Annotated in this window: 10 protein-coding genes; 2 read left to right on the forward strand and 8 right to left on the reverse strand. The window is 70.5% G+C overall.

The window, feature by feature from the left end; translation table 11 throughout:
• Positions 1-3: 3 nt before the first annotated feature.
• A complete protein-coding gene (locus ACX9TP_RS09995; protein ID WP_482979493.1) occupies positions 4-444 on the reverse strand; it encodes a hypothetical protein in 441 nt (146 codons plus the stop codon).
• Positions 445-635: 191 nt separating this feature from the next.
• Here ACX9TP_RS09995 and ACX9TP_RS10000 point away from each other — a divergent pair, with 191 nt between their 5' ends.
• On the forward strand, positions 636-1433 hold the full coding sequence (locus tag ACX9TP_RS10000) for a pseudouridine synthase (protein ID WP_482979494.1): 798 nt from the start codon (positions 636-638) through the stop codon (positions 1431-1433).
• A 27-nt stretch (positions 1434-1460) separates the two neighbouring features.
• Here ACX9TP_RS10000 and ACX9TP_RS10005 read toward each other — a convergent pair whose 3' ends face one another.
• The 5 genes from ACX9TP_RS10005 to mhpA form a co-directional block, all read right to left on the reverse strand.
• Positions 1461-2285 (reverse strand): aminotransferase class IV, encoded by an 825-nt coding sequence (locus tag ACX9TP_RS10005; protein WP_482979495.1) that lies wholly within the window; start codon positions 2283-2285, stop codon positions 1461-1463.
• Between the two features lie 143 nt (positions 2286-2428).
• Positions 2429-5950: an AAA family ATPase gene (locus ACX9TP_RS10010; RefSeq protein WP_482979496.1), complete on the reverse strand. Its 3522-nt coding sequence runs from the start codon at positions 5948-5950 to the stop codon at positions 2429-2431.
• 24 nt (positions 5951-5974) lie between these two features.
• A complete protein-coding gene (locus tag ACX9TP_RS10015) occupies positions 5975-6979 on the reverse strand; it encodes a hypothetical protein (protein ID WP_482979497.1) in 1005 nt (334 codons plus the stop codon).
• On the reverse strand, positions 6966-8192 hold the full coding sequence (locus ACX9TP_RS10020; protein ID WP_482979498.1) for an endonuclease domain-containing protein: 1227 nt from the start codon (positions 8190-8192) through the stop codon (positions 6966-6968). The genes ACX9TP_RS10015 and ACX9TP_RS10020 overlap by 14 nt, the downstream gene beginning before the upstream one ends.
• A 280-nt stretch (positions 8193-8472) precedes the next feature.
• Positions 8473-10056 (reverse strand): bifunctional 3-(3-hydroxy-phenyl)propionate/3-hydroxycinnamic acid hydroxylase MhpA, encoded by a 1584-nt coding sequence (gene mhpA, locus ACX9TP_RS10025; RefSeq protein WP_482979499.1) that lies wholly within the window; start codon positions 10054-10056, stop codon positions 8473-8475.
• A 105-nt stretch (positions 10057-10161) separates the two neighbouring features.
• Between mhpA and ACX9TP_RS10030 the strand changes: the two genes are divergently transcribed.
• Positions 10162-11112 (forward strand): HNH endonuclease, encoded by a 951-nt coding sequence (locus ACX9TP_RS10030; RefSeq protein ID WP_482982142.1) that lies wholly within the window; start codon positions 10162-10164, stop codon positions 11110-11112.
• Here the strand turns inward: ACX9TP_RS10030 and ACX9TP_RS10035 are convergent.
• Together ACX9TP_RS10035 and ACX9TP_RS10040 are read right to left on the reverse strand one after the other, a co-directional pair.
• A complete protein-coding gene (locus ACX9TP_RS10035; RefSeq protein ID WP_482979500.1) occupies positions 11109-12041 on the reverse strand; it encodes an SDR family oxidoreductase in 933 nt (310 codons plus the stop codon). The two genes, ACX9TP_RS10030 and ACX9TP_RS10035, sit on opposite strands and share 4 nt — an antisense overlap.
• Positions 12038-12859 carry a lysophospholipid acyltransferase family protein gene (locus tag ACX9TP_RS10040; RefSeq protein ID WP_482979501.1) on the reverse strand — a complete coding sequence of 274 codons (822 nt, stop codon included), beginning with the start codon at positions 12857-12859 and terminating at the stop codon, positions 12038-12040. The genes ACX9TP_RS10035 and ACX9TP_RS10040 overlap by 4 nt, the downstream gene beginning before the upstream one ends.
• Between the last annotated feature and the right edge of the window lie 101 nt (positions 12860-12960).

Below are 12960 nucleotides of genomic sequence, written 5' to 3' on the forward strand. Positions count from 1 at the left end.
CCGTCAGACCTTGATGAACCGGCCGAGGGCGAAGCCCACGGCCACGCAGCCCGCGATGAACAGACCGGGCCGCTGGCGCACCTGCGCCTGGGCATCCGCGAGGAGCTCCTCGGTGGTGCCGTTCTCCAGCCGGTCCGACGTCTTGCGCAGCACCCCCACCGCGCTGGTGAGGAGCGGGCGGGCCATGGCGGCCTCGTCGTTGCGCGCCACCGACTCCAGCGTGGACACCAGCCCCTGGATGCCCTTGACGAGCTCACCCTTGCGGCTCTCCACCTGTGAGTAGACGCGGTCCTTGGCGACACCGCCCAGCTGCTTCACCTGCTCCTTGCTGGCCTGCGCGATACCGCCCGCGGAAGGCTCGCCGTCGGAGAGGCCCGATGAGCCCACCGGGCGCTGCGAGTAGGTGCTGCCCTGAACGTTCGACCCTTCAAGTACGCTGCCCATGCAGTCTCCTCCAGTGCGATTGATGACCTGTCGAGAGGGGCTGCCCGGCGCCTTCGTGCCCGCGCCCCGTTGTTCCTGAAGGTAGGCACGCCGTGTTCGATGCTCGACGGCGCGACAGCCTTGAAGGGAGGGCAGGCGGGTGAGGAGGCGGTAGCGCTCGAACGGGAATGACGGACGCGAGGAGGCAGGCGATGGCACGCAAGCAGCGGACGCCGAAATGGCTGGAGGCGGCACGGCGCCGGGGGCCCGGGGATATGCCCGCCGAAGGGCGAGCAGACTGGCTGGCCCGTGCCCTGGGGCGGGCAGGCGTGCTGCCGCGCGCACAGGCGGAAGCCGCCATTCGCGAAGGGCGGGTGGAGGTGGACGGGCGCGTGGAGCGCGAGCCCTTCGCGCCGGTGCGGCCCGGCATGGAGGTGCGGGTGGACGGCCGGGTGCGCGACCTGGGTGCGCCGCTGTTGGCGCTGATGTTCCACAAGCCCGCGGGGCCGGTGGTGCACGGCTCGGACCCGGAGGGCGTGGGCACCGTGTTCGAGCGCCTGCATGCCGTGCTGCCCGAGGCGATGCGGGGCTACGAGTGGCTCGCGGTGGGGCGGTTGGATCGGGACACGACCGGGCTGCTGCTCTTCACCAACGACGAGCGCCTGGTGCGGCACGGGACGTCACCGGAGACGCACGTGGCCAAGCGGTACGTGGCGCGGGTGGCGGGGCATCCCTCGGAGGCCGCGCTGCTGCGGCTGCGCGAAGGGCTGGTGCTGGAGGACGGGCCCACGCGGCCCGCTGGCGCCCGGCTGCGGGAGCCGGACGTGGTGGAGCTCACGCTCACGGAGGGACGGCACCACCAGGTGAAGCGGATGCTGGCCGCCGTGGGGCACCCGGTGCTCGCGCTGCACCGCGAGGCCGTGGGCGGCGTGGTGCTGGACGTGACGGAGGGGGCGTGGCGGCTGCTGCGGGACGCGGAGGTGGCGGAGGGACTGGGCCTGGTCGTGTGAGCCGCCACGAAGAGGGCGCGGTGTGCCTCAGGCCTCGCGTCGTGCCGCCGCCTCGATGAGGGCGCGGGCCTCTTCGGCGAGGGGCAGGCTGCGGGGCAGCTCGCGCCCGAGCAGGCGCGGCACGCCAATGGCCAGCTCGGCGGAGTTGGTGAAGAAGCAGGCGCTCACGTCCGCGAGGCGGGCGAGAGGGACTGGCCGCTCCACCACGGGGAGCTCGTCCACGTGGCCCGTTTCCAGGAGCACGGCGCGGACGATGCCCGGCAGGCAGGGCGCGTCCAGCGGCGGCGTGACGAGCGCGCCGTCCAGGTGGAAGAAGAGGTTGGCGGTGGGCAGCTCGCAGACCTCGCCGGCCTCGTTGCCCAGCACGGGCAGGCGCTCCATCAATGCGAACTGGCGGAAGTAGGCGAGGCCCTTGTGGTTCAGCGTGCGCTCCGCGCGTCGGTAGGCTTCGGGCTCCACGGCGTCCAGGGCACGGCCCTCTCGGAGGAGGCGCTCCGCGTCGGGGGCCGTCGGGCGGAAGGTGAGCAGCACGTGCCCGTCGCTGATGGACAGCTTGCCCACGCCGGTGAAGTCCGGCCCGAGGGACGCATCCGCATGAAGGCAGCGGCGGAGCGTGTCGCGCACCGGGGACTCGGAGAGGTGCTCGGGTGAAGGCGCGCGGACGGCGTCGGGAAAGGCCGCGAGGCTGGCCCGGAGCCGCGCGAGGTGGCGGGCGAGGAAGAGCGGGGCGCCCGAGTCGATGCGGAAGGTGGTGAAGAAGCCCGCGCCGAAGAAGAACCCCTGTGCGAAGTCGTGCAGGCGCAGGTCCTCCCAGCGCCGCACCTCTCCGTCCACCGCCACCGTCGAGAACATTCAGCGCTCCAGGCAGTGGCCGCGGGCACGCGGTAGGTCCATGCCAGAGGCGCTTCCTAGCAGGAACCTTCGCGCTCGACCGGACCTTCCTGGAGGCCACGTGTGCGGGGCCACATGACTGGCGGACCGGTGGGGACGGAGCGTCAGCGCGAGCCGCCGGCCTTGGACGTGCCCGTGGCCGTGCTCCGGCTCTTGTCCAGGGTCTGTCGCGCGAGCTTGAGGATTTCATCCTCGGCGAGCTGCTCGGTGCGCATGACGGAGCGGTCCGCCTTGAGCTGCTGCACCTGCCCGTCGCGCAGCACGTGGAACTGGCCCTGCTTCTGGGAGGGGAGCTTCGCGTCCGCGTCCACGCGGGCCTCGGTGAACATGGGCCGGAGCTTCTTGATGGCGTTGTCCTCCTTCACCTTGCCCACGAACCAGGTCCGGACATTCTCCCGGCACTTGTAGTCCAGGTCTCCCGGGCTCTGCGTGGCGAGCATCACCCCCACGCCCGCCGAGCGCGCCCGCTTGAGCAGGTCCTCCATGGGCTGCTTCGTGGCGGGCTTCATCGTCGCGGGCAGGTACATGTCCGCCTCGTCGAAGAGGAGCACCGCCTGGAGCTGGGACGCCGGGTGCTGGCTCGTCCAGCGGTTCGTCTCCAGGAGGAGCTGCGACACCCAGAAGAGGATGCGGTTGTTGTCCCCGAGGAACTTGGTGCTGATGATGCTCAGCCGCGTCTTGCCCGGAGTGCCCGAGGCACCGCGCCCGAGCAATTCCTCCAGGTCCAGCCGCTCGCCGCCGGAGGCCAGCAGGGAACGCAGGTTGAGGCGGAGGACCGAGAGGTCCTGGGCGAGCTTGGCGAACGTCTTTTGCGGGAGCCCGTCGGCCTCCTGGAGCAGGGACTCATCCTGGTCGGCGACGAACTGCTGGACCATCTCCAGCGTGACGTCACGGCCCAGGGGACGCTGAACGAGCAGGCGGAGCGCCAGGGCGAGCAGCGCGTGGGCCGCCTTGTCGTTGTTGCTCTTGTATTCGAGCATCCCCGCGATGGCGTCCGCCGCCTGTTGGACGCCCTGCTCGCGCTCCTCCGGTGGGAGCGTGTCGAGGCCCCGGGGCACGATGGGAATGGCCAGGGGCCGCCCGTCGGAGCGGCCCGGCGTGTAGACGGCCACCTCGACGCGCTCACGGAGCAGGCGGCGGCGCTCCATGAGGTTGGCGTCCTCCAGCTTCTCCTGCCAGGAGAGCTCGCGCGCGTACGTGGCGAGGTCGCCCTTGCGGTCGATGAGGATGGCCGGCACGCCCCGGAGCAGGAGCTGCTCCAGCACGTTGAGCGCCAGCGTCGTCTTGCCGCTGCCCGTGCCGCCGAGGAAGGCGCTGTGGCGCGTCAGCTCGGAAGGTTCGAGCGAGACGGTCTGCGTGAAGAACCCTTCCGAGGCACCCAGCTTCACCGGCCCCGTGAGCACCTCGCGCGGCACCGCCGGGATGGGCGTGGGCGTGACGGTGCGTTGGCGGGGCTGGAGCCCCGTGGGCACAGGCGTGCCATTCGGCGGCGTCACCTTGCGCGAGGATGAGGACAGCATGTCGCCGACGGCGGTGAGCCCTAGCGGGGACGTGTCGTCGGGCTCCCCAATGGGCGGAGCGCTCCTCTCTCGCTGTGAGCTCGCGGGCCGTGAGGCTTTGCCTTCTTCCGGCGCCTCCGTTTCATCGCGGGGAGCGCCAGTGGCCACGCTGGCGGCGCCCTCGAAGAGATTCGACTGGCGGGGAGCCGCGGCGCCACGCGGCGCGGTGTGCGCCGGGGCGCCGTGGGTGTTCGCACCCGTGTTTCGTGGCGCGGGCTCCGACGGGCCCTTCGCGGACGGCGGCGGACCGGACGGAGGAGGCGAGGCCCCCAGGCGCTCCAGTCCGAGGATGTCACCCACGGACTTCAACCGGGTGACGGGACGTGCCGTCCGGCTCCACTCCATGACCGCGGTCTGCCCCGCGTGACGCTCGCGGAAGGCACGCAGGGTCACCAGCTCTCGCAGCTCGCCGTCCCCCACCACCACGCGCCGCCCACCCTTGCGGATGAGCAGTCCAATCTGGTCCGCGACCAGGGTGCCTGTGGTGGAGGGAAACTCGGAGGTCCGCACGAGGACCGGCGTCTTGCCGGCCGCCGACTTGAGCGCCGAGGCCATCTGCTTCCCGAGCCCACCGCCTCGGGGGCTCCTGTCGCAGAGGGCGACGAGGAGCTTGCTGCCCTCCGGCTGCACGCTCACGTCCATCGCCTCTTCATCCCGGGGCTTCACGGCGAAGCGCGGTGTGCCACCGAGTTCGTCGCTTCCCACCTCGATGGCCCAGGCCAGCAGCATGGCGATGTCCGAGGCCTCCTCGGGAAGCTTCGGCTTGTACGTGGCCTTGAAGTCCGTCCACATCTGGTCCACGTCGGGCTTCGCTTGAGCCTTGTTCCCTGTGTCCGTAAGCGTCTTCACGCCTGGACGGGGAATGGGGAACGTCTCCGGCAACTGCTGGTCCTGGAGCGCCCGCTCGCGGTAGCGGCGGCACTCGTTCAGCACGTCGCGCGCCCGCTGTCCTCCGAGCTTGTCGAAGCCCTTCGCCGGGATGGGCCACGTCGGGTCCGCGGGGGCGATGGACACACCGCGCTGCTCGTACAGCGAGCGCAGCCTCCGCGCCGCGATGTCTCGGGCCGTGTCGGGGGTCACCGTCCGCTCCAGCTCCACCGGCTCCGGGTCGCTCTCGATGCGGTCCAGCAGGGACTGCGTGAGCTGCGGCCGCATCCTCGTCCAGTAGTCGGAGAGGCAGCAGACGACGACGACGGCCCGGGGCACCTTGCTGACGATGGCCGACAGGCTGCTCATCGCCCGCCGGAAGGACTTCTCCATCTGCGGGCGCTCCTCGAAGTCGTTGACGTCCTCCACCTGGTCCACGCACAGCACCAGCGCCTGTCCGAGCGTCCCCATCAGCCGCCCCAGGTGCTCCACCATCCGCATCGGCCCGTCGTCCGCCGTGCGGGGCACGAGCTCGCCGATGACCTTCCGGTCCACCTCGGTCAGTTCCTCGCAGCGCAGCCAGTGGAAGATGCGGCGGTTGATGCGCGGGTCCCTGCGCTGCAGGTAGATGAGCGCGCGCAGCAGGTCCACCTCCACGCTCTCGAAGCGCGGGTCCTCCAGCAGCTCGTCCGCCACGGCGCGGATGGTGCCGTGCAGCTCGTCGTCCTCCAGCACCTTCTCGTCCGGGATGAGGGGCGCGAAGGCGCTCTTGCAGTGCGCCATCAGCGCGTCCGACAGGCGCATCAGCCCGCTGTCATCTCCGGCGGACACGTCGTACGGACGGTCCAGCGAGTCGATGAGGTTGGAGAGGATGTACCCGTCGTAGCGAGTTGCATCCACCGTCATCGGCATGTAGCCGACGAAGCCCTTGCGCTGGCCGTGCGCGAGGTTGCGGAACGCCCGCACCAGGTGCGTCTTGCCGCTGCCGGACTCGCCGAGCAGGAGCAGCAGCTTGCCCGCGTCGGGAGGTGAGCCGGACGCGGCGCGCTCCAGCAGCCGCTTGAAGGCGCGGCGGGCCGGAGCGTTGAGGGCCTCCACGTCGAACGGGTCCGCCTGCCAGAGTTGCTGGCCCTGCTGGACGCTGTTGAAGACCTCACGGCCGTCGGAGAGGAAGGCCTCGAGTCGAGGGTCGATGGGCACAGGACGCTCCGAAAGGAAGGCGGGCTAGATGACGACGAAGTGGAAGGTGGCGCCGTAGGAGCGCACCTCGGAGTCGGCCACGTCGCGCGGGTCCATGGCGGACACGAGGTCCGCGCGCGTCAGGGACAGGTGACGTGTGCGGTTGGCCTCCAGCAGCTGCACGTCGAACGCCTCCCGGCTGCCCCACTCGGGCTGGAGGGCCTTCCATACGTGGGAGATGAAGACCTTGTTCTGCCCGAAGCGGCCGGTGGGCAGGGCGCGCGCCACGGCGAGCACGCGCTCGGCGAAGCTCGCCACCGAGTCCTCGGGGCTGTCGTCCTGCTCCGTCGGAGGGGTGGGCGCTTCGGCGGGCTCATGCGCCGCGGAGTCCGGCATGGCCCAGCGGCGCAGGACGGCGAGGCGCACGGCCTCGGCATCCACGCGCGTGGCCCCGGCCGCGCGCGCGGCGAGCTGCTCCACCGCCTTGCGCGGGTCCTTCGTCTCGGAGTCCAGCAGCTTCCCGAGGAGGTACGCCTGCACGGCGCTCAGCGAGAAGGGGCGGTCCGTTTCCACTCCGAGCTGGCGCCACAGCAGCCGGTCCCTCACCTGCGCCAGCGAGAGGCCGTCCGCGTCCTCCAGGCCGTGCTCCTGCTTCAGGAGCGTGGCGCGCACGCCGTCGGCGCTCGACAGGCGAGCCAGGACCGGCTTCGTGGGCGGCAGGTCCAGGGTGCGCGCCAGCAGGTACGTGGCCTTGAGCTTCTTCCAGGTGAGCGCCCGTGGCGCCTGCTCCAGGCCGAGGAACCGCAGCGCGCCAGCGCGTCCCTCCGTCGTCAACGCGAGGCCTCCGCGCGCGCTCTGCGTGACGAGCGCGTCGCCGGTGAGCCGCGTGACGAGCGTGTCGAGGCGGGCCTTCGACTCGGCGCTGCTGAGGCGGTGCTCCACGAAGGGGCGGAGCGCCGTCTCCAGCTCCTTGCGGCTGCCGGGCTTCTTGCCGCGGGTGAAGAGCCAGCACAGCGCAATCCCGGCCAGCCGGGGGTCAGCGGGGTTCATGTGTTACCTCCGGCCCGGAGGACTCCTGCCTCCGGGCGGCAATCAGCGTGTCGAGCGTTTCGAGGATTTCTTCGAGGCGGGCGACGACGTCGTCAGAGAGGAAGCGGACGACCCAGTAGCCCGCGCGTTGGAGCGCGAGGTCCTTGCGCCTGTCCCTGCGGAAGGAGGCGTCGTCGTGGAAGTGGAAGTGCCCGTCGAGCTCCACTGCCAGCCGGTACTTGCGGCACAGCAGGTCCACCTCCAGCGGGCGGCCACCGTTGCCCACGTCGACGTGGGCATTGGGCTTGAAGAGGTTCCGGGTGCTGGGGTGTGCCTGGAGCTGGGCCTGCAGGTAGCGCTCGGCCGCACTGCGGGCGCGGTCTTCAGCCTCCCGGCGGCCGGTGGTGATGGCGCGGGCCGCTTCCTCGTAGAGCGCGATGACCGGCTGCGGAGTGCCCTCCTGCCGGAGCCGGGCCAGCGTGGGGTCCACCGCGCTCGCGGCCGGCGTCTCACGAGACGCTTCCGGCAGGTCCAGCCGGCCCTCGCGGAGCATGGCCAGGGCCCGGGATTCCTCACGGCGCAGGTGTTCGGCGAGGGACTCCGGCGCGAGGACACAGACGGCGGTGAGTCCAGGGGCCGCGGCACAGAGCGACGCGACGGTCCGGAGGGCCCGGAAGTCCGCGGAGCCTCCACGCGCGCGCAGCGCGGGGGCGTTGCCAGGAGGCACGAGGGCGAGCAGGGACTGGAGCGCCGCGAGGGGCTCCTTCTCGATGGCCCTGCTCACCTGGGATGGCAGGCTGCCGGGAGAGGGCAGGGAAGGGGCTTCGAGCAGGCTCCGGCACAGCTCCCACGTGGCGGGCTCGGAGTGTGGGGGCGCGAGGCCATCCAGGAGGATGCGGCGCTCGTGGGCTGTCTTCCCGCGGAACTGCAATCCCCTGCGCGGCCCCGGAGCCTGGGAGCGGACGACGAAGGCCTCCGCATCCGAGGTCAGGTCCCGCTCGCGAGCGAGGGCCGTGGCCCAGGCGGAGACCAGCGCGCGAGGGTCATCCCCTTCGGCGACGACGACGCTGAGTCCGTGGCGGTGAATCCACTCGGTGAGCAGCGCGAGTCCCTGCTCGGGTGGACCGACAAGGGCGCTCAGTGTGGCAATGCCCTCCGCGCGCCGCCGGGCGTGCCGGTCCAGCGAGTCGAGCAGTGCGGTGTGCACCGGCGATAGCAAGCAGACGCCCCCCACCCGCGCGCGGCTCCAATCCGTTGCGCGGAGGCGGAAGCCTGCGCCTCCTGCCGCCTTCGTTGCAAGTCGAGGGGGAGGTATTGACAAGGCATTGCATTCAATTCCTTGCACCCGGGTCCGCACGTACATCCGGCGAGTCGTCGAGGCCCCATCCGGCGCGCCAGGGCTCGCGGAGGAACCGGGAATTCTCGGTGTCCCGATGGAGGCCAGTGTGGAAATTGAAGCGCTTCGAAGGCCCGTCGCTCAAGGCCGTGCCCGTCCTGGCGCACTGAGGCACTGCTCAGTCGCGGGCCATGCCCAGGGCGGTGCGCAGCTCCGGGAGCCGCGCCAGCGGCACCGCGCCGAAGACGAAGCGGTCCGGGCGCACCACCGCGACGTCCACGCCGTGGCGGGTGAACCACTCCGCCAGCCTGCCGGTGTGGTCCTCCACGGTGCGCGGGTCCGTGCTGCTCACACCCGGTGGCCCCACGGTGACTGCCGTGCCTCCGAGCGCCTCCGCGAGCGCACGTGCCGCCTCCGTTGCCGGGCCGTTCTTCCGGCTGAGCACGGCGAAGCCAGCACCCAGCGTGTCGTCCAGCAGGCGCTCTTCACCGGAGGAGAGCCGCACCCTGGGCTGGAGGAAGTAGCTGCCCTCTGGCGCCGTCCGTCCGGAGCGACGGCCTCCGAGGAGCCAGCCCTCTTCGATGGACGGTGGTGGCTTGAAGCGGAAGCCCTCCACGAAGTGGCGCACGCTGGGGATGCGCTGGAGGCTTCGGAGCACGGTGTCACGGAGCAGGGCGGTGGGCGTGTTGCGCGCCATGAACACGTAGCCCAGGCGCACGGTGGCATCGAGCATGGTCCGCACGTGCGGGCGGCGCTCCTGGTCGTAGGTGTCCAGGAGGGCTTCAGGGGCGCGCCCGTGAATCACACGCGCCAGCTTCCACGCGAGGTTGGCGGCGTCTCGCAGGCCGGAGACGAGGCCCTGGCCCATGAAGGGCGGCATCATGTGGGCCGCGTCTCCCGCGAGGAAGGTACGGCCCTCTCGCCAACGTGGGGCGACAAGGCAGCGGAAGGTGTAGAGCTGGGCGCGCTCGACCTTCACCTTCTCCGGGTCGACGTAGGGGGCAATCAGTCGGCGGACGGAGTTGGGCTGCACCATCTCCTCGCCGGTTTCACCGGGGCGGAGCCGGAACTCCCAGCGGAACTGGCCGACGGGACCCCTGCCCACGAAGCCGGGGCGCTGCGGGTCGCAGACGATGCTGCACTCGGGTGGGGCGGCGTCTTCTGGCACGGTGCCGGAGATGGCAATCCACGGCTCCTCGTAGCTGCGCCCTTCCATGGAGATGCCCAGGAGCCCGCGCACCGTGCTCCGGCCTCCGTCGCACCCCACGAGGTAGCGGGCGCGCACGGCGCCTCGCTCACCGCTGGCCAGGTCACGGGTGCGCACCGTCACTCCGGAAGGGTCCTGTTCGAGCGACTCCACCTCCGTGCCCAGGCGCAGCGTCGCGTGCTCGAAGCGGGTGAGCCCGTCGCGCAGGGCCTTCTCCAGGAGCGGTTGGTAGAAGAACCAGATGGGCGTGTAGCCGAAGCCGAAGTCCACCTCGCTCAGGTGCAGCTCCGCGATGGGCTTGTTCCCGACACCCGTGTACGTGACGCGCCGGCTCTGCCGCAGGTCAGGCTTCAGCGCGTCGATGAGGCCCGCGGATTGGTAGATGCGCAGGGCCTCGTCATCGCAGGAGAAGGCGCGCGGCTGGCCGTGCGGTGTGGACTCGCGCTCCAGGACGAGGACCCGTACTCCGTGCAGGCCGAGCAGGTTCGCGGTGAGCACACCCACCGGGCCGCCTCCCGCGATGATGACGTCCACTTCGTTGGTGTTCGCCGCCATGTCCGCCCCCCGAGGTAGAACTCGTGCCATCCTATCCCACACATCCTTCTTTGCCTGTCGCCCGAGCATTCCACTGCCTGGATGGAATCACGAAGTGCGTGGTTGGTGCTCTCCCTGGGCGACGAGCGAGAGTACGCAGGCAATGCTGGCTATGCGGATGAGCTGGAAGTCGTCTATCGCTACGACAGCTTCGTACCGAATCACAAGCAGGTGGCCAAAGGGGACCTGATGGTCCTCCGCAACAAGGAGCGGGTTCTCGGCATCACGAACATCGTCCGACTCGAGTCCGAACCAGGAACCAAGGCACTGAGCCGCTGTCCGCAGTGTGGGATTGCGACCATCAAGGAGCGCAAGGAGACGCGCCCCCGTTACCGGTGCAGGGACAAGCACACGTTCGACGAGCCCAGAGTAACGGTGGAGGAGTGCATCAAGTACTCAGCCTGGTTCGATGGAACCTTCAGGCCCACCGGAGAGGACATCCCTGTCGAGACGGTGCGTGAGGCCTGCCCGCGCTTCAACGGACAGCTCGCCATGCAGCGCCTGGAGCTCGACCAACTGAAAGGCACAGCCAGAAGCCTCCTGCGCCTGACCAGGACGGCCACCGACGTGAATCAGAGCGGCATGCTCATGGCCGCAGATGCTTCGGACGAGCCGTATGCCCCCAACGCCCGTGATGAGCGCGAGCGCATCAGGCGGCAGATTCGTGCCCGCCGGGGACAAGCAGCATTCCGGCAGGAGCTCCGCAAGCGCTTCAAGGATACCTGCGTCGTCACGCGATGCAGGCTGCCCGACCTGCTCGAAGCCGCTCACATCTCGCCCTACCGAGGGGAGAAGGACAACCATGCCTCGAACGGGCTGTTGCTGCGTGCAGACCTCCACACGCTCTTCGACCTGGACCTGCTGGGAATCGACCCGGCGACGCTCGAGGTCCACCTCCACCCGAAGGTGAAGGGCATGGGCTACGACGAATGGGCAGGCGCCTCACTGGCCTGTGACGCGAAGCTGCTGAGCCGGGAGGCGCTGGTGTCCCGCTGGACGAAGTTCCAGGCCCGTTAGCTCCGAGGCACCGGCGCCGACTCGCGGTACATGCGCAGGATGTCCGCGACGCTGTGCTGGTACTCGAACCCCGTGGCCTCCAGGAACCGCCGGTTGTCCACGACGATGGGGAAGCGCAGGTGGTCCAGCGCTCCCACGGACAGCCGCGGGAACCCTCCGCGCCCCAGCAGCATCCGCAGCACCGGCGCCGGCAGCGGCACGCCCATGCGCCCCGTCTCCCGGACAATCACGGACAGCGGAATCGGCGGCGGACCCGCGAGGTTGAAGATGCCGCGCAGCTCCTTCTGCAGCGCCAGCATCAGCGCCGCCACCACGTCCTCCTCCTGCAGCACGTGGAACAGCGGGTCATACCCGAGCACCAGCGGCACCCGCCGTCCCTTCAGGAAGGACGCCAGCGTCCCCGTGCCCGGCTCGCCCAGCGTGTACGGCAGGCGCAATATCGCCGTCGTCACCTTGGGCAGCCGCCACAGCGCTGTCGCCGCGTACAGGTCCGCGGCCACCAGGTCCGCCAGCTCCGGAATGGCCTCCAGCGCCCGCGGCGGCTCGTCCTCCGAGTGGTACAGCGGCGAGTCCGGCGCCGCCCCGTAGAACGTGTGCCGCCCCACGAAGAGCACGTGCTTCACCCCGTGCGCCGCGCAGTGGTCGAACACCGCCTTCGTGCCGTCCAGGTTGATGCGGCCCCGCTCCGCGCCCTGCACCGTGAACGCCGTCACGGTGGCCATGTGCACCACCGCCTCCGGACGCCAGCGCCGGAACACGTCCTCCGCCGCCCGCTTGCGCACGTCGCCGCGGAACACCTCGATGCCCAGCTCGCGCGCCTCCTCCCACGGGCGGATGTCCACCCCCGCCACCTGGTGCCCCGCCTCGTGCAGCCGCAGGGCCAGCTTGCGCGCGATTCCTCCCGCGATGCCCGGAATCAGCACCCTCATGGCAGCAACCTCCGTCCCGACCGCCGGCCATTGCGCTCCGCCCGGCCCCGCTCGATGAGTCCCGCGATGCGCGCCTTCACCTTCTCCACATAACCCTCGATGACGTGGTCCTCTTCATCCCCCGTACCCTGGAAGACGAGCGGCTCGCCGTAGTGGATTTCGAGCTGCACCGGCAGGGGCAGCGGCAACAGGTACGGCGTGAGCGGCACGTAGGGCACCCCCAGCAGCTTCCCCAGCGCCCGCGCGTTGAACACGGTGGGGATGGCCGCGCCACCCCCCAGGAAGGCGAAGGGGATGATGGGCGAGCGCGTCTGCAGCGCCAGCCGGATGAAGCCCGTGCCGAAGTCCACCAGCGAGTAGCGCTGCGGGTACAGCTTGGCCGTCCCCCGCGCGCCCTCGGGAAAAATCATCAGCAGCCGGTCGTCCTCCAGCAGCCGCTTCGCATGCTCGGGCAGCCCGGTGAACTGGCCGGTGCGGCTGGCCCACAGCGAGCTGACGGGGAAGTTGTGGAGGAAGCGCTCCACCATGCCCTGCGCCAGCCGGGGCGGGTCCATCTCCAGCATGGTGGACGTCAGCACCATGGCGCCGTCCACCGCCACGCCGCCGGAGTGGTTGCCCACCAGCATCCCCCGGCCTCGCGCGGGGATGTGCTCGACACCGAAGCACTTCACCCGGAAGTAGTACCGGTACAGCAGGGCGAACATCTGGAGCGCCTGCCGGACATGGCGCTTCGAGATGCCGTAGGGGTCCACTCCGTACTCGTTGAACGGCAACTCCAGCCGTTCCACCCGCGCTTCCAGTGAGTCGCTCTGGGACACGGGGAGGGACCGTAGCACCCCCCGCCAGGGAGCGCCGCATTCCAGGAATACCTCTGGTGGGCACCGGCCAGCCGTTGGGCCATACTGCCCTCCCACCCCCC

The organism is Pyxidicoccus sp. M15 (assembly GCF_056858435.1).